Source organism: [Enterobacter] lignolyticus SCF1 (genome assembly GCF_000164865.1).
GTDB lineage: Bacteria > Pseudomonadota > Gammaproteobacteria > Enterobacterales > Enterobacteriaceae > Enterobacter_B > Enterobacter_B lignolyticus.
This window is the reverse complement of the sequence record NC_014618.1, coordinates 2,443,085-2,466,678: the sequence shown is the minus strand read 5'-3', so window position 1 is coordinate 2,466,678 and position 23,594 is coordinate 2,443,085. Positions and strand designations below refer to the sequence as shown.

Annotated in this window: 21 protein-coding genes; 9 read left to right on the top strand and 12 right to left on the bottom strand. The window is 58.0% G+C overall.

The genetic code is table 11. From position 1 onward, the window contains the following. Positions 1-41 precede the first annotated feature (41 nt). A complete protein-coding gene (gene bioD, locus ENTCL_RS11630; RefSeq protein ID WP_013366321.1) occupies positions 42-737 on the top strand; it encodes a dethiobiotin synthase in 696 nt (231 codons plus the stop codon). Here the strand turns inward: bioD and clcB are convergent. The 4 genes from clcB to ENTCL_RS11610 form a co-directional block, all read right to left on the bottom strand. Next, positions 690-1,985 (bottom strand): voltage-gated ClC-type chloride channel ClcB, encoded by a 1,296-nt coding sequence (clcB, locus tag ENTCL_RS11625; protein WP_013366320.1) that lies wholly within the window; start codon positions 1,983-1,985, stop codon positions 690-692. The two genes, bioD and clcB, sit on opposite strands and share 48 nt — an antisense overlap. Before the next feature lie 156 nt (positions 1,986-2,141). Continuing rightward, positions 2,142-2,756, bottom strand: a complete 615-nt coding sequence (gene dmsD, locus ENTCL_RS11620; RefSeq protein WP_013366319.1) for a Tat proofreading chaperone DmsD — start codon at positions 2,754-2,756, stop codon at positions 2,142-2,144. 62 nt (positions 2,757-2,818) lie between these two features. After that, on the bottom strand, positions 2,819-5,254 hold the full coding sequence (gene ynfE, locus ENTCL_RS11615; RefSeq protein WP_013366318.1) for a selenate/tellurate reductase subunit YnfE: 2,436 nt from the start codon (positions 5,252-5,254) through the stop codon (positions 2,819-2,821). A 127-nt stretch (positions 5,255-5,381) separates the two neighbouring features. Continuing rightward, positions 5,382-5,636, bottom strand: coding sequence for a DUF1161 domain-containing protein (locus tag ENTCL_RS11610; protein ID WP_013366317.1), 255 nt, complete (start codon positions 5,634-5,636; stop codon positions 5,382-5,384). 382 nt (positions 5,637-6,018) lie between these two features. On the opposite strand from ENTCL_RS11610, the gene ENTCL_RS11605 reads away from it, so the two are divergent. Both ENTCL_RS11605 and ENTCL_RS11600 read left to right on the top strand, forming a co-directional pair. Continuing rightward, entirely contained in the window at positions 6,019-6,174 is a 156-nt protein-coding gene (locus tag ENTCL_RS11605; RefSeq protein ID WP_013366316.1) for a Hok/Gef family protein, read from the top strand. Positions 6,175-6,320: 146 nt separating this feature from the next. Then, a complete protein-coding gene (locus tag ENTCL_RS11600; RefSeq protein WP_013366315.1) occupies positions 6,321-7,031 on the top strand; it encodes a YnfC family lipoprotein in 711 nt (236 codons plus the stop codon). On the opposite strand, the gene speG is transcribed toward ENTCL_RS11600, so the two are convergent. The 3 genes from speG to ENTCL_RS11585 form a co-directional block, all read right to left on the bottom strand. Then, a complete protein-coding gene (gene speG, locus ENTCL_RS11595) occupies positions 7,025-7,585 on the bottom strand; it encodes a spermidine N1-acetyltransferase (RefSeq protein WP_013366314.1) in 561 nt (186 codons plus the stop codon). The genes ENTCL_RS11600 and speG overlap by 7 nt on opposite strands. Before the next feature lie 52 nt (positions 7,586-7,637). Continuing rightward, the gene (locus ENTCL_RS11590; protein WP_013366313.1) at positions 7,638-7,979 is read right to left on the bottom strand and encodes a DUF1283 family protein; all 342 of its coding nucleotides are present in this window, start codon (positions 7,977-7,979) and stop codon (positions 7,638-7,640) included. A 143-nt stretch (positions 7,980-8,122) separates the two neighbouring features. Then, positions 8,123-8,338, bottom strand: coding sequence for a hypothetical protein (locus ENTCL_RS11585; RefSeq protein WP_125451970.1), 216 nt, complete (start codon positions 8,336-8,338; stop codon positions 8,123-8,125). Between the two features lie 108 nt (positions 8,339-8,446). Between ENTCL_RS11585 and ENTCL_RS11580 the strand changes: the two genes are divergently transcribed. Next, the gene (locus tag ENTCL_RS11580) at positions 8,447-8,773 is read left to right on the top strand and encodes a YnfA family protein (protein WP_044612124.1); all 327 of its coding nucleotides are present in this window, start codon (positions 8,447-8,449) and stop codon (positions 8,771-8,773) included. 25 nt (positions 8,774-8,798) lie between these two features. Here the strand turns inward: ENTCL_RS11580 and ENTCL_RS11575 are convergent, their stop codons facing one another. Together ENTCL_RS11575 and ENTCL_RS11570 are read right to left on the bottom strand one after the other, a co-directional pair. Then, the gene (locus ENTCL_RS11575) at positions 8,799-10,121 is read right to left on the bottom strand and encodes an ABC transporter ATP-binding protein (RefSeq protein WP_013366310.1); all 1,323 of its coding nucleotides are present in this window, start codon (positions 10,119-10,121) and stop codon (positions 8,799-8,801) included. 13 nt (positions 10,122-10,134) lie between these two features. Next, entirely contained in the window at positions 10,135-11,874 is a 1,740-nt protein-coding gene (locus ENTCL_RS11570) for an ABC transporter permease (protein WP_044612122.1), read from the bottom strand. A gap of 241 nt (positions 11,875-12,115) precedes the next feature. Between ENTCL_RS11570 and rspA the strand changes: the two genes are divergently transcribed. From rspA to ENTCL_RS11545, 5 genes are all read left to right on the top strand, one after another. Then, a complete protein-coding gene (gene rspA / locus ENTCL_RS11565; protein WP_013366308.1) occupies positions 12,116-13,330 on the top strand; it encodes a starvation-sensing protein RspA in 1,215 nt (404 codons plus the stop codon). An 11-nt stretch (positions 13,331-13,341) separates the two neighbouring features. After that, positions 13,342-14,364: a Zn-dependent oxidoreductase gene (locus ENTCL_RS11560; RefSeq protein ID WP_013366307.1), complete on the top strand. Its 1,023-nt coding sequence runs from the start codon at positions 13,342-13,344 to the stop codon at positions 14,362-14,364. 40 nt (positions 14,365-14,404) lie between these two features. Continuing rightward, a complete protein-coding gene (locus ENTCL_RS11555; protein WP_044611954.1) occupies positions 14,405-15,787 on the top strand; it encodes an MFS transporter in 1,383 nt (460 codons plus the stop codon). 1 nt (position 15,788) lies between these two features. Then, positions 15,789-17,123, top strand: a complete 1,335-nt coding sequence (locus ENTCL_RS11550) for an MFS transporter (protein WP_013366305.1) — start codon at positions 15,789-15,791, stop codon at positions 17,121-17,123. A 151-nt stretch (positions 17,124-17,274) separates the two neighbouring features. Next, positions 17,275-18,741, top strand: coding sequence for a mannitol dehydrogenase family protein (locus tag ENTCL_RS11545; RefSeq protein ID WP_013366304.1), 1,467 nt, complete (start codon positions 17,275-17,277; stop codon positions 18,739-18,741). A 27-nt stretch (positions 18,742-18,768) separates the two neighbouring features. Here ENTCL_RS11545 and ENTCL_RS11540 read toward each other — a convergent pair whose 3' ends face one another. From ENTCL_RS11540 to ENTCL_RS11530, 3 genes are all read right to left on the bottom strand, one after another. Then, on the bottom strand, positions 18,769-20,190 hold the full coding sequence (locus ENTCL_RS11540; RefSeq protein WP_013366303.1) for an amino acid permease: 1,422 nt from the start codon (positions 20,188-20,190) through the stop codon (positions 18,769-18,771). Positions 20,191-20,241: 51 nt separating this feature from the next. Beyond that, a complete protein-coding gene (gene gadC, locus ENTCL_RS11535) occupies positions 20,242-21,693 on the bottom strand; it encodes a glutamine/gamma-aminobutyrate antiporter GadC (RefSeq protein ID WP_013366302.1) in 1,452 nt (483 codons plus the stop codon). A 125-nt stretch (positions 21,694-21,818) separates the two neighbouring features. Next, positions 21,819-23,531 (bottom strand): pyridoxal phosphate-dependent decarboxylase family protein, encoded by a 1,713-nt coding sequence (locus tag ENTCL_RS11530; RefSeq protein ID WP_013366301.1) that lies wholly within the window; start codon positions 23,529-23,531, stop codon positions 21,819-21,821. Positions 23,532-23,594: the final 63 nt, after the last annotated feature.

Genomic DNA, 23,594 nt, shown 5'->3' with positions numbered 1-23,594 from the left:
ACTTTTATTGATATTTCACTCGTGTTGTTGTGGAGTTAGCTATGCTTAAGCGTTTCTTTATTACCGGTACTGATACCTCTGTTGGCAAAACAGTCGTGTCCCGCGCGCTGCTTCAGGCGCTCGCTGCCAGCGGGAAAAGCGTGGCAGGGTACAAACCTGTCGCTAAGGGCAGCAAAGAAACGCCGGACGGTCTGCGCAATAAAGACGCGCTGGTGCTGCAAAGCGTTTCTACGCTGGCGCTGTCCTATGACGAAGTGAATCCGATCGCGCTCAGCGAAGAGGAAAGCAGCGTCGCACACAGCTGTCCAATCAACTATTCGCTGCTGTCCAACGGCTTGAGTACGCTCAGCGGGCAGGTCGATCACGTGGTGGTTGAGGGAACCGGCGGCTGGCGCAGCCTGATGAACGATCTGCGTCCGCTGTCCGAATGGGTTGTCCAGGAACAGCTGCCGGTACTGATGGTGGTGGGGATCCAGGAAGGGTGCATCAACCACGCGCTGCTGACCGCCCAGGCTATCGCCAACGACGGCCTGCCGCTGATTGGCTGGGTGGCGAACCGGATCAACCCGGGGCTTGCGCACTACGCCGAAATCATTGAGGTGCTGAGCAAGAAATTGCCGGGGCCGCTGGTTGGCGAGCTGCCGTATCTGCCGCGCGCCGAGCAGCGCGAGCTGAGCCAGTACATCGACTTAACGATGTTCGGCGACGTGCTGGCGGTAGATAGAGTCGTGGCGTAACGTCCTCGACAGCACCGACGCCACCACGCAGGACATCAGTAAACCGGGCAGCAGCGTATACTGCCCGGTCATTTCACAAATCATCAGCGTCGCCATGATCGGCGCATGCGTTGTTGCCGCCAGCAGCGTCGCCATTCCCGTTAATCCCATCAGTATTGCCACCTCGTCGCCGTGCGGCAGCCATACTCCCCACATGCGCGCAAACAGCATCCCGACCGCCATACCGACAAACAGGGTGGGCGTGAAGACGCCGCCCGGCGCGCCGGAGCCGCTGCTGGCAAGCACGGCAAGCAGCTTACAGATAAACACCCCGGCGATAACGCTAAAGACCGGCGGCGTCAGCAGATAGCCCTGCACCACGCTATAGCCGTTGCCCCAGACCGCAGGGGTGAGCAGCGACAGCAGCCCGACGATAACGCCGCCGAGCGCCAGCTGCCACGGCGGGGAGAGCCTGAGGCGCAAAAACAGCGAGTGGCTAGCGCCCATCCCCCAGATAAACAGCGGGCCGCACAGCCCGGTCAGCAGACCGGTCGCCAGCATCAACGCATAGCTGGCGGCGGTCAGCGGCGCGTCCATGTGGACGCTGTACAGCAGCGCCGGGCCGCCGCTCAGCAGGTTGGTGGTGAGCAGGGCGACCACGGCCGCCACGACCACCGGGCCGAGCGAGGCGAGCATCAGCGTGCCGAAGAGGATCTCGGCGATAAACAGGCTGCCCGCCAGCGGCGCGTGATAGGCGCTGGCCATCCCCGCGGCGGCGCCGCAGGCTATCCACAGCTTCCATTCGGATTTGGGCGTGAAGCGCTGGGCAAACCAGGACGCCGCCAGCGCGGCCAGCAGGATCATCGCCCCTTCGCGGCCAATGGCGCTGCCGCTGACGACTACCAGCAGAGACGCCAGCGATTTCACCAGGCTCGCGCCGTAGTCGAACTGCCCGTCGCCGGTTTCCAGCGCCTCCATGTAGTCAGTGGGCGCGTGGGGACGCTGCCGGGTATAGCGCTGCCATCCCCAGAGCAGAGTCCCCGCCGCCAGCCCGCCGAGCGCCGGCGTCAGAAAGCGCCGCCACCCGGGCAGGCTTGCGGCGGCATTCACCAGGCTGCCGCTGTCGTTACTGAGCAGCAGCCATTCCAGCACCAGCATCGCATGACGAAACAGCGCGACCGCCAGCGCGGCGAGAATACCGAGGATCACCGCAATCAGCAGGCGGCGGAACATGGCGTGAATGTCGGGCCAGGCGTGGAGACGTTGCATGCGTTTCAATGATTAATCAGAGTGATACCGTATTGTGAGTGGAAACCGGCGAGTTGGCAAAAGCGAAAAATGCCGAAGGGACACAAAAACGCATTTCGTGACGTTGTCACGCGAATGTTGAACCACTGCGCCCGCCCGCAGGCAGGCGCAGAAGCACTAGCGGAACAGGTCTTTTTCAGCGACCGGGATCAGCAGCTGCGACTGCCACACCTGCAGGGTGTGCTGCGTCAGCTGGCCCAGAGCCTGATAAAACGGGTGTCCTGCATGCTGGACGAACACCTGCAAAAAGCGGTTCGCCCACGGCAGCACGTGCCAGGCCATCAGCTGCTGCCAGGCGTCGTCCCGGCCGTTTTCCCGCAGCCAGGCGCCGAGCATCAGCAGGGTACCGAAGTGGTCTTCCGGCTCGTTCTGTTCGCTGTCAAAGGCGATACCGTTCTCGCGCATCCACTGGCGCAGCGCCAGCGTTGAGTCGCCGAACAGCACGTTTTCCCGATCCAGCCAGACCGAGCCCCATGGCGGCGCCGGCAGCGCCCACGGGCCGATAAACAGACGCTGAAATGCTTCAGGCAGCGCTTCGTCGCAGGGGGCGCTGAAGCGGGCGGAAAGCTCATCGGCCTGCGGCAGCGCATCGGGCCACTGTTCGCTCCAGGAGCCGTCGGTAAACGCGTTGACCAGCGGCGCTGCCTGCTCGCTGTCGGGGGCAAAATAGAACAGGGCGCCCAGAATACGGGCGGTAAAAGCGAATGCGTCGCCTTGCTGGCGTGTTGTCATAACGTTATTTCCACAAAACGAAGGAGGCGAGCGTTTCCCGCCTCCGGAGTGTCACTATGATCTCAGACCTTCTCAATTTCCACCAGATTCGTGTGCTGGGGGTTACCCTTTGCCAGCGGAGAGGGACGATGGGTCGTGAGCGTATTGATACAGGCGCCGCGATCGATACGATCGCCGCCCATACTGGCGTCGTGCCAGGCGCCCTGGCCCATGGCGCTGACCCCGGGCATGATGCGCGGCGTTACTTTGGCCGGAATACGCAGCTCGCCGCGGGCGTTGAAGACGCGCACCATATCGCCGTTGGCGATGCCGCGCCTGGCGGCATCTGCCGGGTTTATCCACACTTCCTGCCGACAGGCGGCCTGCAGCACGTCGATGTTGCCGTAGCTGGAGTGGGTTCGCGCTTTATAGTGGAAGCCGAACAGCTGGAGCGGATAGTCGCGGCGCTGCGGGTCATCCCAGCCTTCAAAGGTGGAGGCGTACACCGGCAGCGGGCTGATGGTTTCGTCTTTCTCCAGCTGCCAGCTGGCGGCAATTTGCGCAAGCCTGGCGGAGTAGATCTCAATTTTGCCCGACGGCGTTTTCAGCGGGCTGGCGACCGGGTCGTCGCGAAACGCCTTGTAGGCCACAAAATGGCCGTTCGGATCTTTACGTTTGTAGATTCCCATCGCTTTCAGTTCGTCATAGGCGGGGAGCTGCGGATCTTTGGCGACCATTTTGGCGTACAGGTGCTGCAGCCACTGCGACTGCGTACGCCCTTCGGTAAATTTCTGATAGACGTCCGGGCCAAGGCGCTTCGCCACTTCGCTCATGATCCAGTAGATGGGTTTACGCTCAAATTTCGGCGCGGTAACCGGCTGCAGGAAAATCAGATACCCCATGTTGCCCGCATAGTCGTTCGGGATGATGTCCTCCTGTTCGACGGTCATCAGGTCCGGCAGCAGGATGTCGGCATACTTCGCCGAAGAGGTCATAAAGTTGTCGATCACCACAATCATTTCGCACTGGCTGTCATCCTGCAAAATGTCGTGCGTTTTGTTGATGTCGGAATGCTGGTTGGTAAGGGTATTACCCGCATAGTTCCAGATAAACTTGATGGGGACGTCGAGCTTATCTTTGCCGCGCACGCCGTCGCGCTTTTTGGTCATTTCCGGGCCGCGGGCGATTGCGTCGGTCCAGCTAAAGCAGGAGATGCTGGTTTTCACCGGGTTCTCAAGCACCGGCATGCGCTCGATGGTGATGGTGTAGGTGGACTCGCGGGCGCCGCTGTTGCCGCCGCTGATGCCCACATTGCCGGTGAGAATCGCCAGCATGGCGATGGCGCGCGAGGTCAGCTCGCCGTTCGCCTGGCGCTGCGGTCCCCAGCCCTGACAGATATACGCCGGTTTAGTGCTGCCTATCTCCCGCGCCAGCTGGATGATTTTGTCTTCCGGAACGCCGGTAATACGCGCAGCCCAGGCCGGTGTTTTGGCCACGCCGTCATCGCCCTGGCCGAGGATATAGGCCTTGTAATGACCGTTGGCCGGCGCGCCTTCCGGCAGGGTTTTCTCGTCGTAGCCGACGCAGTACTTATCCAAAAAAGGCTGGTCGACGAGGTTTTCATCGATCAGCACCCAGGCGATGCCCGCGACCAGCGCGGCATCGGTGCCCGGGCGAACAGGAACCCATTCATCTTCGCGCCCCGCTGCGGTATCGGTATAGCGCGGGTCGATAACGATCATTCGCGCGTTGGAGCGCTCCCGCGCCTGCTCAAGAAAATACGTAATACCGCCGCCGCTCATGCGGGTTTCCGCCGGGTTGTTGCCGAACATCACCACCAGCCTGCTGTTTTCGATATCGGAGGTGCTGTTGCCGTCGTTTGAGCCGTAGGTGTAGGGCATCGCGCAGGCGATTTGCGCCGTGCTGTAGGTGCCGTAATGGCTGAGATAGCCGCCGTAGCAGTTCATCAGGCGCGCCACCAGCGATGCATAGGGCGAAGAGCGGGTGATATTGCCGCCGACAATGCCGGAAGAGTAGTTGATGTAGACCGCTTCGTTGCCGTACTGCCTGACAATGCGTTGCAGGTCGCCGGAGATGGTATCCAGCGCTTCCTGCCAGCTGATTCGCTCAAATTTGCCTTCGCCGCGTTTGCCCACGCGTTTCATCGGGTAGTTGAGACGTTCGGGATGGTTAATTCGCCGACGAATTGAACGCCCGCGCAGACAGGCGCGCACCTGGTGGTCGCCGTAGACGTCATCGCCGGTATTGTCCGTTTCCACCCAGTACACTTCGTTATCGCGCACGTGCAGACGCAGGGCGCAGCGGCTGCCGCAGTTTACGGAACAGGCTCCCCAGACGACGCTATCGTGCGGTGCGGCCGCCTGCTGGACGGCCGCCGCCGCGCCGCGCAGGCTGAAAGGCAGGGAAAGACCGCCCGCGGCCAGCGCCAGTGAACCGATAGCTGAGGATTTAATCAGAGAACGACGGCTGATGCCGCCGTGGAGTTCATGTTCAGACATTGTGCACTCCAGCCATGTTAAATGCCCGGCGGACGCCAGGGTAATGGTGGAGTGATGTTACTGGCACAGAGGGCGCGAGATATTATCCCTGGTCAAATCAGGGATAATATCTTTCATCTGAAAGGCGTTACTGCTGATCGCCGTCAGTACGGGTATAAATAATCTTGAAGGTATCGTTGGCGCAATGGCCGACGACCTGGGCATCCGCACGATCGGCCTGATCGTTAGGCACAATCTCCAGCGTAAATCCGGACTCCGGCACGCCGTTATTGATGATTTTCTGCTGAATTTCATCCTTTACCCGCTCACAGGAATCCGGCGCCGCGAGGGCGGGCATGGCGCCTGCAAGCAGAAGGGCTAACAGCCAGCGCGTCTTGTTCATAAGCATCTCCTTAGCATTTCCTTTTCGCAGAGTAGAGATAAAAGCATAGCATTAATAGTGTAAGTCTCTGTCTTTGCATTTAACTTTCTGAAATTTCTTAAAAATGCGCGTTTCCCGACGCGCTTTTCATGCGCGGCGATCGCGCGCAGAAGGCAGGGGGAAAATATCAGCATGGCTATGAAAACGGATAGAAAAATAAATACATGGGGTTACGGGCAGAGTGTAAAATCGCGGCGGGTGCTTGAGGCTAACTGTCTCAGGTATGACCGAAAGGCAGATAGATAAAAGCCCCAAGTGACTTTAACATCAACTTGAGGCCCCTATATGCTCGACACATGTAGAGTAGCCTCTTACCGACCTTTGGGTCAAGGAGAAGCAGGCTATGAAGCAGCGCAAGGCGATGGTCGTCGCCCTGATCGTCATCTGTATTACCGTCGTGATGGCGGTGCTGGTTACGAGAAAAGACCTCTGCGAGGTACGCATTCGGATCGGCCAGATGGAAGTCACTGCCTTCACAGCTTACGAATCTGTTAAGTAAGGGCGCTGGCGGGGAGCAATCCCCGCCATTCTTGACGTTGTCAGGTATCCTCAATGTACCCATTTTTTCCTTTGCGACCCGCGTACTTAGTGTAAATTGCTGTATTTGCTAATATGATTGAGAAAATCCCCAGTGAAGGACGGAATGTGAAAAAACGGCTGTTGGTGCTCCCGCTGATGGTGCTGCTGACCGCGTGCGACAACGCGTCGTCGCCGGTCGCCTATACGCCTGAGATGGCGAGCTTTTCAAATGAGTTTGATTTTGATCCCCTGCGCGGGCCGGTGAAAAGCTTCACCCAGACGCTGGTCAACGAGCAGGGCAAAGAGACCAAACGGGTCAGCGCGAAGGTATCCGCCGAAGGCTGTTTCGACCAGATAGAGATGCACGATCTTGAAAATAACACCGGTGCGCTGCTGGTGCTGGATGCGAACTACTACCTTGACGGCAGAACGCAGGAAAAACGCATTTTGCTGCAGGGAAAATGCCAGCTGGCGGCGCTACCTTCCGCCGGAATTACCTGGGACACCGACGACAACGGATTCGTGGTGGCCTCTCACAGCAAGACGCTGAAGGTGACCTATCGCTATGACGCCGAAGGCTATCCGCTGGGCAAAACCTCGGTGGTGGATGGCGATACGCTGAGTATCGTTATGACGCCGGGTCACGATGTGCGTAAAAAAATGGACTACACCGCCGTCAGCAGCCTGAACGACAAAACCCTGGGTAAAGTGACGCAGACCTGCGAGTACGACAAACACGATAACCCCGTCAGCTGCAAGCTGGAGATGGTGGATGACAGCGTAACGCCGGCGGTAACGCAGCATTACGCCGTCAAAAACGACATCGAATACTACTGAGCCGTGGGTTTCAGCATGGCGTGACTGGCGGGACGGTGTTCCGCCAGATACTGGTGCTGGAACAGGCACATACGGATAGCATTGCGGTATTCGCCGTTGATGAAGAACTCATGGATGAGCTCTCCCTCTACCTGGAACCCCAGCTTGCGATAGATATGAATCGCCTTCTCGTTGTCCCTGTCGACAATCAGGTAGAGTTTGTACAGGTTGAGAACGGTAAAGCCGTAATCCATCGCCAGCCGCGCGGCCTTCGAGGCAAGGCCTTTCCCCTGATGCTCGGGGGAGATGATTATCTGAAATTCCGCACGCCGGTGGACATGGTTAATTTCGACCAGTTCGACCAGCCCGGCTTTCTCGCCGTCGCACTCTACGACAAAGCGACGCTCGCTCTGATCGTGAATGTGCTTGTCATAGAGATCGGAAAGTTCGACAAACGCCTCGTAGGGTTCTTCAAACCAGTAGCGCATCACGCTGGCGTTGTTATCAAGCTGGTGAACAAAACGGAGATCTTCGCGCTCCAGTGGGCGCAGCTTAACGGTATAAGCGTTGGCCATGGGGGATCCTTATTAAGGGGAAGCGGAAAGGGCGCTGGAACGCCCTTTGATATCAGGGGGCAAGCGGGCGACCGGTGCGACGGTCGAGGCAGCGCAGGGTGTTTGGCTCCCAGTACGCGTTGAGGTTGGCGCTTTGCTCGCATTTGTCGCGAGAGTCAAAGGCCGCGTCGTGCTTATCCCACTCTTTCTCGGCACGCGTGTTGACCTTCTGGCGTAATGCGCGGGTATCGTTCCACTGCTCCTTGTCCATCGAGGCATTCTGGCGACTCTGGGCGCTGTCGCCCGATTCGATAACCAGCTTGCTGGTCTCTGCGGACGCAGAGGCCGTGTACGCGATGGCACCCAGTGTTAGCATTGCCGTCAGACACAGGCGTTTGCTAAAAGTCACTTTCATTGTTGTTTCCTTTTGGGTGATGAAATACGGTAAACCCACGGCAGAGTCTACTACAACTCACCGGTACGGCATACTTGGCAAACGGGTATTATTGCCCGGGGAAACTAAACCCGATTTCAACCAAAAAGGCGCGATGGCGGGGATCAGCAGGCGCTGCTAAGAGTGGTTTTGTAGATACGAACGGCTTCGTTGATATCAGTGGTTTTGACTTCGTGCACTTTTTTACCGTTGATGAGGATGTCGTAACCCTGCTGGTTAAAGCGAAATACCAGGGTGGCGCCCCGGAACCGAACCACCTTCTCTTTGACGCCGATACCCTGACGTCGTAGCACCACTTTCGCCATTCTGTCGAGACTCACTGTATTTTCCTCCGACATGAGAATACGAATACAAAAAGAGATTCTTCACCATTTAATATTAATTTATCCTTAAGCCCCTGGCCCCCGGAGAGCGATTTAATTTTGTTTATATTCAAAACGACCCTGCTGTTTTTTGCGACGGCTATCTGCGAAATCCTCGGCTGCTATCTCCCCTGGCTCTGGCTGAAACGGGACGCCAGCGCCTGGCTGCTGCTGCCGGCGGGGGTTGCGCTGGCGCTGTTTGTCTGGCTGCTGACGCTGCATCCGGCGGCCAGTGGGCGGGTGTATGCCGCCTACGGCGGGGTGTATGTGATGACGGCGCTGCTGTGGCTGCGCTATGTCGACGGCGTTCGCCTGAGCGGCACTGACTGGGCGGGCGCCGCGATTGCGCTGTGTGGCATGCTGATTATCGTGGCAGGCTGGGGACGCGCGTAGCGACGGCCGCCAGCCGTAACCCGGTTTAGAACTCCACGTCTTCGAGGCTGAATATTTCCGTCTGGTCGTTATATGAAAATATCTCGGCATAGCGGCCCCAGTTAATGACGGTATCCAGCGTCTCTGTTGCGGCGATATTCGCGAGCGTATCCTCCAGCTCCTGTTCAAAGCGCACTCTGGGCGCGCGGTGATCGGCGCGCTCGTCCAGAACGTTTTTGATAAGCGCCGCCAGCGGGACATAGCGCAGCAGGTGGTCGGCAAACATGACCTTACGGGCCTGGGTGTCGGATTCGGCAAATACCCGGGCCTGCGGCGTCAGGAAAATATCCCCTTCGCGGATATCCGCAAAGCCGAGAAACTGCAGCACTTCGGCGATAGGGAACAGATCGTCAACCTCAAGATGCAGGGAATGGGCAATGTCCGGCATATCCGCGCGTCCGTGGTAGGGCGCGGCGGACAGCGTTTCGATAAGACCGGCAATCAGGTTGGTGGACACATGCGGCAGCGCGGCGCCGGGTTTGAGGCCTTTTCGCAGCGGTCCGCTCACCGGACGCGCGGTCATGCGCGCATAAACGTCATCCACCAGCTGGCGGAAGGCGGGGGCCAGACGGTTGCGGGGATGAGGGAAAGGCACCTTGATTTCTGTGACGACCTTGCCGGGATTCGATGACAGCACCAGAATACGGTCGCACATAAACACCGCTTCCTCGATGTTATGCGTGACGATCAGCACCGATTTAATCGGCATTCTGCTTTCGTTCCACAGGTCTAGCAGGTCGGTACGCAGGGTTTCCGCCGTGAGTACATCCAGAGCAGAAAAGGGCTCATCCATCAGCAGAAGCGCGGGATCAACCACCAGCGCGCGGGCAAAACCGACCCGCTGGCGCATGCCGCCGGAAAGCTCGCGCGGATAGGCGTTTTCAAAACCATCAAGCCCGATCAGGTCTATCGCCGCCAGCGCCCGGGTGCGGCGTTCCGCAGCGGCGACGCCCAACGCTTCCAGGCCCGCCTCCACATTTTGCAGCACCGTCAGCCAGGGAAACAGCGCGAAGGTCTGAAACACCATGGAAATGCCTTTCGCGGGACCGTTAACCGCAGCGCCCTGGAACTGCACCTCGCCAGAGGTTGGGGCGATAAGCCCGGCAACAATGCGCAACAGCGTTGACTTCCCTGAACCCGAACGGCCGAGCAGCCCGACGATTTCGCCTTCACGCAGCGTCAGGTTGACGTTATCCAGAATCATCCTTTCGTCATGCGCTTTATCAAATCCGTGGCATACCCCGCGCACGGCCAGAATCTCGTTATGGGTCTGCGGCGAGTGGCCCTGTACTGCAGGTTGATCTTGCATGGGGAATCCTTTGTTAATCAATGCGGAATCTGGATTCTGCATAGGCGTACAGCGGCCGCCACAGCAGACGGTTGAATAAGGTGACGAACAAGGACATGACCGCGACGCCGAGGATTATCTTCGGAAAATCTCCCGCCGCGGTGGTTTTGGCAATGTAGGCGCCTATCCCGTAGGCGGTGAGCTGAGTATCGCCCCATTGCACAAACTCCGCCACGATGCTGGCGTTCCATGCGCCGCCGGACGCGGTGATGGCGCCAGTAATGTAGTAGGGGAAAATCCCCGGCAGCATCACCTCACGCCACCACTGCCAGCCACGAATATGAAAATTCGCGGCAGCCTCCCGGTAGTCATTCGGTATGGCCGACGTTCCGGCAACCACGTTAAACAGGATGTACCACTGGGTACCCAGCACGATCAGCGGCGATAGCCAGATGTTCGGGTTCAGCTGAAAGTGCACGATGGTAATGACAAAAATCGGAAACAGCAGGTTTGCCGGGAACGCGGCAAGAAATTGCGCGATCGGCTGTATTTTTCCCGCCAGCGCAGGGCGCATGCCGATCATCACGCCAAGGGGAACCCAGACCAGCGATGAGATCAGAATCAGCACGGAGACGCGCAGCAGCGTGGCAAAACCGAGCAGAAAGACGTGGCCGACCTCGCTGAGCGAAACGCCGGCGCTCACGTAGCTAATGACGCGCCAGGCGACATACAGCGCCAGCAGGATGACCAGCGTTCCCCAGAGGATGTCGACGACCCGCGAAAGCCGCCGGGCGGAGCGCGGGCTGGCCGCTCCCCAGTGCGGGAGAGGAACGTGCAGCGGGATACGCGCCATTCCCGACAGCAGGAAGCCAAACGGCGACAGCAGGCGGTGAATCAGGCGCGTACGGCGTATCAGGTTCAGCACCCATGAGGTTGGCGCGCTGCCTGAGCGGGTATTTTCCATACGAAATTTGTCGGCCCAGGCCACCAGCGGGCGGAACAGCAGCTGATCGTAGGCCAGAATCACCAGCGTCATTGCCAGCAGCACCCAGCCGATCGCATGCATATTTTTGCTTAAAATCGCCTGGGCGAGGTAGGCGCCGATACCGGGAAGCGTGAAGGTATTATTCCCCACGGTAATGGCTTCGGAAGCCACAATGAAAAACCAGCCGCCGGACATCGACATCATCATATTCCAGATGAGCCCCGGCATGGCGAAGGGAACGTCAAGCTTCCAGAAGCGCTGCCACGGCGTCAGGTGAAAACCGCGCGACACCTCCACCAGATCGCGCGGCACCGTACGCAGCGACTGATAAAAACTGAAGGTCATGTTCCACGCCTGGCTGGTAAAAATGGCGAAGATAGCGGCCAGCTCAACCCCCAGCACCCGTCCAGGGAAAAGGGCGATAAAGAACGTAACGGTGAAAGAGATATAGCCCAGCACCGGGACGGATTGCAGGATATCGAGAATCGGGATCAGGATTTTTTCCGCCCGACGGCTTCTGGCGGCCAGCGTACCATAAACCAGGGTGAACAGCAGGGCGGCGATCATCGCAACCAGCATACGCAGCGTGGTACGCAGGGCGTATTCAGGCAGGTTGGCGGGATCCAGGGAGATGGTCTGTGTTTTCAGACTGACGATGGGCATCATGGTCTGGTTAAATCCCGTCACCATCATGGCAATCAGGCAAATAATGAGCGGGAAAGCGACGATATCCCAGCGATTAGGCTTCAGATGCCGGTAAGCGGTATTCACCGCAAAATGCAAATTCATAAAACGTCCCTTTATGTACAAAAGGTCAGACTGATTGCAGATGCGCAGATTATTACTCAGCATAATTAAACGCCGCGTATCTTCCATCAACGAAGCGCATCCTTTTTCACTGACAGCGGATATTTTGCACGTCCTTCTGCTTTTTTGTGATCTGCAGGTCATTTCGTGATCATTATACTTGTATGGTAGTAGTTCAGTTGCGTAAATTTCCTGCATCAACGACGAGATGTAAGGATAAGAAATGAAAATTGTTGGCGCTGAAGTCTTTGTGACCTGCCCGGGGCGTAACTTTGTCACGCTGAAAATCACCACCGAGGACGGGATTACCGGGCTGGGGGATGCGACGCTCAACGGCCGCGAGCTGTCGGTCGCCTCCTACCTGAAAGACCACCTCTGCCCGCAGCTTATTGGCCGCGATGCGCAGCGTATCGAAGACATCTGGCAGTTTTTCTACAAGGGTGCCTACTGGCGCCGTGGCCCGGTGACCATGTCGGCGATTTCCGCGGTCGACACGGCGCTGTGGGATATCAAAGCCAAAGCCGCCAACATGCCGCTCTATCAGCTGCTGGGCGGCGCCTCGCGCGATGGCGTCATGGTTTACTGCCACACCACGGGGCACACGCTGGACGATGTGCTGGAAGATTACGCGCGGCACAAGGAGATGGGGTTTAAAGCCATTCGCGTCCAGTGCGGCGTACCGGGAATGAAAACCACCTACGGCATGGCCAAGGGCAAAGGGCTGGCTTATGAACCGGCTACCAAGGGGCAGTGGCCCGAAGAACAGCTGTGGTCAACCGAAAAATACCTCGACTTCACGCCGAAACTGTTCGAGGCGGTGCGCAATAAGTTTGGCTTTCACGAGCATCTGCTGCATGACATGCACCACCGGCTGACGCCGATTGAGGCCGCGCGCTTTGGCAAAAGCATCGAGGACTACCGCCTGTTCTGGATGGAGGATCCGACTCCGGCGGAGAACCAGGCGTGCTTCCGGCTGATCCGCCAGCACACGGTCACGCCGATTGCGGTGGGCGAAGTGTTCAACAGCATCTGGGACTGCAAACAGCTGATAGAGGAGCAGCTTATTGACTATATCCGCACCACCATTACCCATGCGGGGGGGATAAGCGGGATGCGGCGCATCGCGGACTTCGCTTCCCTCTATCAGGTGCGTACCGGCTCGCACGGTCCGTCCGATCTTTCGCCGGTCTGTATGGCGGCGGCGCTGCATTTTGACCTGTGGGTGCCGAACTTCGGCGTGCAGGAGTACATGGGCTACTCCGAACAGATGCTGGACGTCTTTCCGCACAGCTGGACGTTCGATAACGGCTATATGCATCCGGGCGACAAGCCGGGGTTGGGTATCGAATTTGATGAAAAGCTGGCGGCAAAGTATCCGTATGATCCGGCTTATTTACCCGTTGCCCGTCTTGAGGACGGTACGCTGTGGAACTGGTGAGGAACCGTAAAATGAAAAGTATCGTCATTCAGCAGCCCAATGAACTGGTCATTGAGGAGCGGGAAATTCCGGCGCCGGGAGCAGGCGAGGTGCGGGTGCGTATTACCCTTGCCGGAATTTGCGGCTCCGACAGCCATATCTACCGCGGGCACAACCCTTTTGCAAAATACCCGCGGGTGATTGGCCACGAGTTCTTCGGCGTGATCGATGCCGTGGGCGACGGGGTTACCGATAAATCACTGGGTCAGCGGGTCTGCGTCGATCCGGTGATCAGCTGCGGCCGCTGCTATCCCTGCTCGGTCGGCAAACCGAACGTCTGTACCTCGCTGGTGGTGCTTGGCGTACACCGTGACGGCGGTTTCAGCGAATACGCGGTCGTTCCGGCGGGTAATGCATGGGTCGTTCCTGCATCAATTCCTGATGAGCATGCCGTGATGGTCGAACCGTTTACCATTGCGGCGAACGTGACCGGACAGGTAAACCCGCGTGAGGACGACATTGCCCTTATTTATGGCGCCGGTCCGATGGGGCTGACCACGCTGCAGGCGCTGAAAGGCGTTTACCGCGTGAAGCAGGTGATTGTCGTCGATCGTATTGATGAGCGGCTGGCGCTGGCTGAACGCAACGGTGCCGACTGGGTGATTAACAACGGCGAACAGCCGCTTGCCGGGCTGCTTGAGGCCAGGGGCATTAAGCCGACGCTTATTGTCGATGCCGCCTGTCACCCGGCGATCCTCTCAGAGGCGATTGCCATCGCGTCACCCGCGGGTCGAATCGTGCTGATGGGTTTCTCGACAGAGCCTTCATCGCTTGTTCAGCAAGGGATCACCGGTAAAGAGCTGTCTATTTATTCCTCCCGCCTGAATGCGCGGAAATTCCCCGTAGTGATTGACTGGATGGAGAAAAAGCTTATCCACCCGCAGAGGCTGATCACGCATCATTTTGAATACCAACAGGTCAGAGAGGCCATTGAGGTATTTGAAAAAGACCAGAAACGCTGCTGCAAGGTGCTACTGACTTTCACAGAAAAATAATGAGATAGCCGTTTACCTCTTACCCTCAGAGAAAAAGATGATGACACAACATAAATCTGAACGAACAACCAAAGACCTTGTCCGCGCAGCGGTGTCGGGCTGGCTAGGGACCGCGCTGGAGTTTATGGATTTCCAGCTCTATTCGCTGGGCGCGGCGCTGGTCTTCCATGAGATATTTTTCCCGGAGCAATCGGCGGCGATGGCGCTTATTCTGGCGATGGGCACTTATGGCGCCGGATATATCGCGCGGATTATCGGCGCGTTCATTTTCGGCAAGATGGGCGACCGCGTCGGGCGTAAAAAGGTGCTGTTTATTACGATCACCATGATGGGGATTTGCACCACGCTTATCGGGGTGTTGCCTACCTATGGGCAGATAGGCATTTTCGCGCCGGTGCTGCTGGTGACCCTGCGTATTGTTCAGGGGCTGGGCGCCGGGGCGGAAATTTCCGGCGCCGGGACGATGCTTGCGGAGTACGCGCCGAAAGGCAAGCGCGGGATCATCTCTTCGCTGGTGGCGATGGGCACCAACTGCGGCACGCTAAGCGCCACGGCCATTTGGGCGGTGATGTTCTTCGCGCTCGACCGTGAAGCGCTGATCGCATGGGGCTGGCGCGTTCCGTTTCTGGCAAGCGTAGTGGTGATGATCTTTGCCATCTGGCTGCGTCTGAATCTTAAGGAAAGCCCGGTATTTGAAAAGGTCAGCGAAAAAGAAGGCGTCGCCGCGGTCGCGACGGCGGTCGAAGACAGTTCGCTCGGCGCTATGTTCCGCAGCAAATCTTTCTGGCTTGCCACCGGGCTGCGCTTCGGCCAGGCCGGCAACTCCGGGCTGATTCAGACGTTCTTAGCCGGGTATCTGGTACAGACGCTGCTGTTCGATAAAGGCATTCCCACCGATGCGCTGATGATAAGTTCGATTATCGGGTTCCTGACTATCCCGCTGCTGGGCTGGCTGTCGGATAAATACGGGCGCCGGTTGCCGTATATCCTGCTGAATATATCGGCCATTATTCTCGCCTGGCCGATGCTGGCGATGATCGTCGATAAGAGCTACAGCGCGGGAACCATTATGACCAGCATGATTGTGATTCATAACGTGGCGGTGCTGGGACTGTTCGCGCTGGAAAACATCACCATGGCGGAAATCTTCGGCTCCCGCAACCGCTTCACCCGCATGGCGATTGCCAAAGAGGCGGGCGGTCTGGTGGCGGTCGGCTTCGGTCCGGTGCTGGCCGGTATTTTCTGCAACATGACCGGTTCATGGTGGCCGATTGTCGCCATGATTATCTGCTACTCGCTAATTGGTCTGCTTTCCGCCGTGCTGATGCCCGAAGTGCGTGACCGCGACCTTAGCCTGCCGCAGGATGCAGCGGAAAAATGTCAGGTGAATCAAGTCTCTGTCGTGGCTCATCAGGAGTATTGAAATGGTCAGTTCTGTCGATAACATAAATGCTGCTGATAACACGCCGGTCATCAAGCGCGTTGCGACAGCATCAGCAATTGGCACCGCAGCCGAGTATTACGACTTCTTTGCCTACGGCACTGCCGCGGTCCTCTTTTTTGGGCATTTGTTCTTTCCGAGCACCGATCCGCTTATCAGTACGCTTGCGGCGTTTGCCACCTATGCGGTGGGATTTCTGGCAAGGCCTCTGGGCGGTATTGTTTTCGGGCATATCGGCGACAAAGTCGGGCGTAAAAAGGCGCTGGTGATTACCATTCTGATTGTAGGGTTGGGAACATTTTGCATCGGGCTACTGCCAACCTATGAAAAAATCGGTATCTGGGCGCCGGTACTGCTCATCTTGATCCGCGTGCTGCAGGGATTTGGCGTTGGCGGGGAGCAGGCCGGGGCGGTGTTAATGACCGCGGAGTATTCAATGCCTGCCCGACGCGGTTATTTTGCCAGCTGGGTACAGATTGGCGCGCCTACCGGGTTTCTGCTGCCGATGGCCTTGTTTGCGATCCTCAATATGACGCTGTCCGCTGAAGCGATGATGGACTATGGCTGGCGCATTCCGTTCCTGCTCAGCGCCTTATTGGTCATCGTGGGGTTATTTATTCGCCTGCGAATTGATGAATCTCCGGTGTTCGCCCAGATTCGCGAAACAAAAACGGCGGAGTCGCGTCCGGTAATTGAGGTGCTTCGCGACTACCCCGGCATTGTCGTCAAAGGCGTCTGCGCAAAGCTCATTGAGGCGTGCACATTCGCTATGTTCACCGTGATTGTGCTGGCTTACGGCAAAGCCAATAACCTGAGCGCGAACTACCTCATGGATGCGATGATTGTCGCCGTACTGCTTGAGATCTTCGCGATTCCCGCCATGGGAGCATTAAGCGACAGAATAGGGCGCAAGCCGGTCTATATCACCGGCGCGGTGCTGCAGATTATAGCGATTATTCCGTTTTTTATGGCCATTAATCAGGACAGCTTCTGGCTGACGCAGCTGGCGATGATCCTGGTGATCACCTTCGGCCATAGCATGTGCTATGCGCCTCAGGCGTCCTGGTTCCCTGAACTGTTTCCCACCCACATCCGCTGTAGCGGTATTGCGCTCATCTGGCAGTTAGGCTCGCTTATCGGCAGTGGTGTTCTCGGCCTGGTCGCGGTGAAAATCCTGCAGGCAACCGGCGGGCATTATTATGGTATGGCCGGGTATGTCATCGTGCTGGGCGTCATTTCAGTGGTGGGGCTTATCGCCATGCCGGAAACAGCGCCGCGCAAACTTAAGCGTGAGTATCAGCAGTGGGGCGGTCATTAAGGTAGGCCCCGTACCGGCGGGGCATTATCACCCATATCAATATCAATCCTTCTTCTTGTATGGTAGTTGACTGAAATCAAAGATGTCATACCAATTAAGTGCGATGGTTTATATCATCGCACTTGACCACTTACACAGAATGAGCAATTTAATGAAAAATCAATTATTAAAAGCCAATGCCGCTGTGCCTGGCTACGACCGTAGTACGCTGGTGCCGCGTATTGTTCATCTTGGCTTTGGCGCTTTCCATCGCGCGCATCAGGCGGTATACGCCGATATTCTTGCGCAGGAGCACGGGAGCGACTGGGGCTATACCGAAGTGAATCTGATCGGCGGCGAGCAGCAGATCGCCGATCTGAAACGTCAGGATAACCTGTATACCGTGGCGGAAATGTCCGCCGACGCCTGGACGGCGCGCGTGGTCGGCGTCGTGACCGAGGCGCTGCATGCCCAGGTCGATGGGCTGGAGACCGTGCTGGCGAAAATGTGCGAACCGCAGGTGGCCATTGTGTCACTGACCATCACCGAAAAAGGCTACTGCCACTCTCCGGCGACCGGACAGCTGATGCTCGATCACCCTTTAATCGCCGCCGATTTACAGCGTCCGCACCAGCCGACGTCCGCTCCGGGCGTGGTGGTTGAAGCGCTGGCCCGCCGTAAGGCGGCCGGGCTGCCGGCATTCAGCGTTATGTCGTGCGACAATATGCCGGAAAACGGCCATGTGGTGGGCAATGTGGTGCGCGCCTACGCCCGCGCCGTCGACAGCGACCTGGCCGAATGGATCGACAAAAACGTCACCTTCCCGTCAACGATGGTTGATCGTATTGTGCCTGCCGTCACGCCGGAAACGCTGGAGAAGATTGAGCAGATAACCGGCGTGCGCGACCCGGCAGGCGTCGCCTGCGAACCGTTCCGCCAGTGGGTTATCGAGGATAACTTCGTGGCTGGCCGCCCGGCATGGGAAAACGCCGGAGCGGAGCTGGTGGCTGACGTAATACCGTTTGAAGAAATGAAGCTGCGGATGCTTAACGGTAGCCACTCTTTCCTTGCCTACCTCGGCTATCTGGCCGGTTATCAGCACATTAACGACTGTATGGAAGATGATAATTATCGTCGTGCCGCCCATGCGCTGATGCTAAAAGAGCAGGCGCCGACGCTGAAAGTGAAGGGGGTCGATCTGGCCCGCTATGCCGACCTGCTGATTGCCCGCTACAGTAACCCGGCGCTGCGTCACCGCACCTGGCAGATTGCGATGGACGGCAGTCAGAAGCTGCCGCAGCGTATGCTGGACTCCGTCCGCTGGCATCTGGCGCACAACAGCGAGTTCTCGCTGCTGGCGCTCGGCGTGGCGGGCTGGATGCGCTATGTCGGCGGTATTGATGAGCAGGGCGATGCCATCGACGTGTGCGACCCGCTGCTGAGTACCCTTCAGTCTGCGGTGCAAAACAGCGCCGAAGGCGAAGCGCGCGTGAAGGCGCTGCTCGGCATCGACGCTATTTTCGGCAATGAGCTGCCGCTGGAGGCGCGTTTTGTGGCGCAGGTGACGGCTGCGTACCTCTCGCTGCTGGAGCACGGCGCGAAAGCGACCGTCGCGAAATACGCGCAGGCGCTGCAATGACGGAGTGAGGAGCCCGCCGTGGGCGCGTTACTGGCGTCGGCTGTAGGCATACAGCAACAGCGGCAGCGCGATAAAACCGACGGTCCCCGCCAGCAGCAGCAGAACGTAGAGCGCCGGTGAGCCGACGGGGATCTGGTCTGGCGGAATAAAGCTCAGCGCGAAAGCCAACAGCGCGGCGGCCAGACCAACGCCTGCGACCAACCAGATGCCGACACGACCGCCGGGTATGCGATAAGGCCGCGGCGTGTCGGGCTGGGTATAGCGCAGGGTGATAACCGCCGCAAACAGCAGAATATACATCAGCAGGTAGAGAATGGCGGCCAGTTGACCGAGGATCTGAAAGGCCGCCTGTACCGAGGGCAGACAGACCAGCGCGATCGCCATCAGGGTCACGATAGCGCCCTGCAACAGCAGGATATTGCGCTGTACGCCACTGCGGTTGGCCGCCTGTAGCCAGCCCGGCAGATATCCTTCCCGTCCCACTTCGAACAGGCCGCGCGAAGGCCCGGCGACGATCATCGTAACCTGTCCCAGCACGCCGACCGCCACCATCAGGGCGACCACATGCCCGAGCCAGGGAACCCCCAGCGAGATGAAAAGCAGGTCATAAGCTATCTGCAGACTTTGCACCAGATTGATGCGATCGGCCGGGATCAGCGCGCTGATGGTCAGGGTGCCGAGAACCAGCACCATCACGGTTATCAGGGCGCTGATCCCGACCGCCAGCGGGTAGTTACGCGATGCGTTGTGCAGTTCCCGCACGTGGACGGCGTTAATCTCCATCCCGGAATAGAACAGGAATACGCTGGCGGCCAGCACCAGGTTGTGCAGGCTGGTGATATCGGGACACAGCGCGTGCCAGCCGAGGGCAAAGTGAACCGGGTTGCCCCGGGCGATGTAGAGGATACCGCAACCGATCAGAACGACCGCCGGGATCAGGGTGCCGATTATCCCGGCGATAGCGCTGATGCGCGACGCCGATTTTACCCCGTGCAGGTTAATCCAGGTGGCCAGCCAATAGACTATCAATACGACGATCAGCGTATACAGGGCGCTGGAGGCCAGCTGCGCATCGGCGCCGGGAAGCGGCAGGGCATAGGCCAGCGCCACGGCGGTGAAGATTAGCATCGTCGGGAAGCAGATGGTGGTGGCCAGCCACTGAAGAAAGATGGCAAGCAGGCCAAAACGGTCGCCGAAGGCCTGGCCAATCCAGCGGAACACGCCGCCTTTCTGCGGCCAGCCGGTGGCCAGTTCGGCGGCGCACAGCGAGACCGGCACCAGAAAGCACAGGGCGGCGAACAGGTAAAAGAAGACCGCTGCCAGGCCATATTCGGCTTCGGCGGCCAGACCGCGCAGACTGACCACGGTGGTAATGTTCATCATGGCGAAGGTGCCGGCCCCCAGCGTGACGGCCGTCAGCGCAGGTTTACTGCTTGATTGCGAACTCATGATAAGGTTCTCACGCGAAATGGGCCGCGCGGCGCGGCCCGGAATGAGCGGCTATTGCTGACGGGCAGTGGCCGATAGCCAGGACGGTTTACGGCAGGCGTAGATAATCAGCGGAATGACGAAGAAACAGAGCGAGCCGACGACGAGGATCAGGATGTAGCTGCCCGGGTTACCTACCGGGATCTGCGAAGGCGGAATAAAGCTCAGCACAAACGCCATCAATGACCCGATGAAGCCGGCTCCGGCGACGACCCACATCCCGACCGTTCCGCCGGGAACGCGATACGGACGCGGCGTGTTCGGTTCTTTATAACGCAGGTAGATGGCCGCAGCGAACATCATGATATACATCAACAGATAGAGAATGGCCGCGAGCTGGCCCAGGATCTGATAGGCGGACTGCACAGAGGGCAGTACTACCAGCAGGACGGAGATGATGCTGACCACAATGCCCTGGAAGATCAGGATACGCTGCTGTACGCCGTGGCGGTTGGTCTTTTGCAGAAAGGGAGGGAGATAGCCGGAACGTCCGACCTGCAGCAGGCCGGTGGAGGGACCGGCGACGATGGCGGTTATCTGCCCAAGCACCCCGAATGCCAGCATGGCCGCCAGCACTTCCCCCAGCCAGTGCAGACCAAAGTGGTCAAACAGCGTGTTGTAGGCGATAAGCAGGCTTTGCACCAGGTTTATCTGTTCTTTCGGGATCAGGGTGGCGATACACAGGGTGCCAAAGACGAAGATCACCACGGTCGCGATGGCCGCGCTAATGATAGCCAGAGGATAGTTGCGCGATGGGTTGTCCACCTCGACCACGTGAACAGCGTTGATCTCCATCCCGCCAAAGAACAGGAAAATACTGGAGGCTAGCACCAGATTATTCAGGTTAGTCAGGTCGGGGAAGAAGTCAGCGGCGTGGGCGACGAAGTGCACCTGGTTGCCGGTCAGGACGTACACCAGCGTCAGCAGCATCAAAATAACCACCGGAATGATAGTCCCAATCAGGCCGCCCAGGGTCGCCAGCCTGGCGGAAGAGCGAATTCCGCGCAGGGTTACCAGCGTCGCTATCCAGTAGACCAGCAACAGAATAACCACGGTATACATCCGGTTGGACGCCAGCTGGGAGTCGGCGGCGGGATGGGGGCCGATAAAGGCCAGCGAGACGGCGGCGAAGATAAGAACGGTCGGGAACCAGATGGTGGTCGCGACCCACTGCAGGTAGATGGCAACGAATCCCCAGCGGTGGCCAAAGGCTTCGCCGATCCAGCGGAATACCCCCCCTTTTTGCGGCCAGCCGGTCGCCAGTTCGGCCGCAACCAATGAGACGGGAATGAGAAAGAAGAGGGCGGCGAACAGGTAATAAAATGCAGAGGTGATGCCATATTCAGCTTCGGACGGCAGACCACGTAAACTGACTACCGTGGTGATATTCATGACGGCCAGGGTCACAATACTGAGCCTGGCAGAGGGTTTTCCTTGCGCCATAGAATCTGAGGTGGAGGCCATAATTACTCCTTGATAGCACGTCGTTTAGGCGTATCTCATAAGCCAGCTATGCGAAATCTAAAAACGGACAGGCCGGGCGAACCGGCCTGTGCATGGATATTTTTTAATACGGGTAGTGCCGAAAATTATTTGACGCCCAGCACCTCATTTCGTGCGGCAATAACGCAGTCCACGGCGTGCTGCATAATTTCATGGGTTAAATGAACGTTCATCGGATAAATTTTCAGGGCAAATACCATAGCCTCCGGATCGCTGGCGTCGCGGTTATATTCTGTGACGCGAAAACCGGTGCTGAAGCTCATATACGGAGTGTATTTCCCGTTGACTTTATTACCGCCACGGTACCACTCGTACAATTTATTGCCGACATCCATGGTCAGTTTATTATTGGCTAATAGCTGATCTTTACAGGCCGGGTCGCTCAGCTCTCTTTGATATTGCTGATGCGCCATTACGCCTTCGGGATAAACGCGGAACAGGGTTACCAGACTATAATCATCCGGGTTGACGCAGACGGTGGACGCATTTTCATGCAGCAGGTTACGCAGGTAGTATTGATTTTCCAGAATACCGCCCATGATGGCCTGGAAGCCTTCATAACCAAAGTATTTCAGCGTAGCCCAGCCTGCTAATGCGCCGGTCGCGGCGCGGGAGACCTCCAGCGTGTAGTCCAGCGGGTTGTACGGCGAACGCGGCTGCAGATAGGCGGAGCCCGGACGTTTCAGCAGGTTTTCGAACTCATCGGCGTTGCGATAGAGGAAACAGCTGCTGGCGTAGGGCGTGAAACCGGCCTTATGGAAGTCAAAGCCGATGGCGTCAGCATACTTCATGGCTTCCAGAGCGCGGTAGTTGGCCTCAATAAACGGGAGCAGCGCCTCGCTGAACTGCAGCGGGTTTTTAGCAAAGTCATATTTCCTGAAGGCCAGCCATGACCAGCTGGTGACCGCATCGCAGTACAGCAGTGCTTTACCGTATGGCGATGCGTTCGGATACCGATCCAGCAGTTTACGTACCCCGGCAACCGGGTCAACGGCGTTGGCATCGGTCGTCCCCATGGTGCATACCACGGAGGCCACCGGGATATTACTGGCTTGCAGCGACGTCAGCACGGCCTCCAGATCCTGCAAGTCCATGACGTTGGTGTCGGGGTCGGTTTTAATGCGGATGATATTGTTCATCCCCAGCCCCATCCAGTCGGTGCTGTTGAGCATGGTGTAGTGCGCCTGTTGCGAGCACAGCACTTTTGCGTCGGTACGGACACCGCTGTAGCGCGAGTCTGGCAGTACGCGGGTCAGCGCGTATTTAACGTGGTAGGTCCAGCAGCCGGACCCGCCGTAGGTGTAGATACAGCCGGCGTGTTTCGCCTCCCAGCCGACCAGGTTGGCCAGCATCCCGCCGCTTTCCAGCTCGGCGCGGTGTACGTTCCATGCGTATTCCCCTTCAAGGATATTCGGGGAGAAGATTTCCGACATGATAGCCGCGATAATGGAGGCGGTGTTGGCCTGCGGGATAACGTTACACATGGTCAGCGGATGGCCCCAGTTCGGCAGCCCTTCGAACAGTTCGCTGGTTTGTGCGATGACCTGCTCGCTGCTGCTCATGGTATCCGCCATTTCAATCTCCTTGACCTTATCGAAATCGATAGTCAAAGCCGGATTTTGGCCGAGATAAGCCGGACCGCCATCGCAGGGGCGCAGCTTATTCAGGTGTTCAATGGCTTTGGCTATCGACTTGGATAACGAATCGCGATCGTCGCTGAATGCAGAGGGAAATGCAGAGCACATCTCTTCGCGATATTTTGTCCAGCGCTTGCTGCTGTTACTGTTATTCATTTTCATTTTAATGTCCTTGGGTGAGTAAATTATGTATGACCTGTGGTTACTCTATTTTTTTCTTCGGAA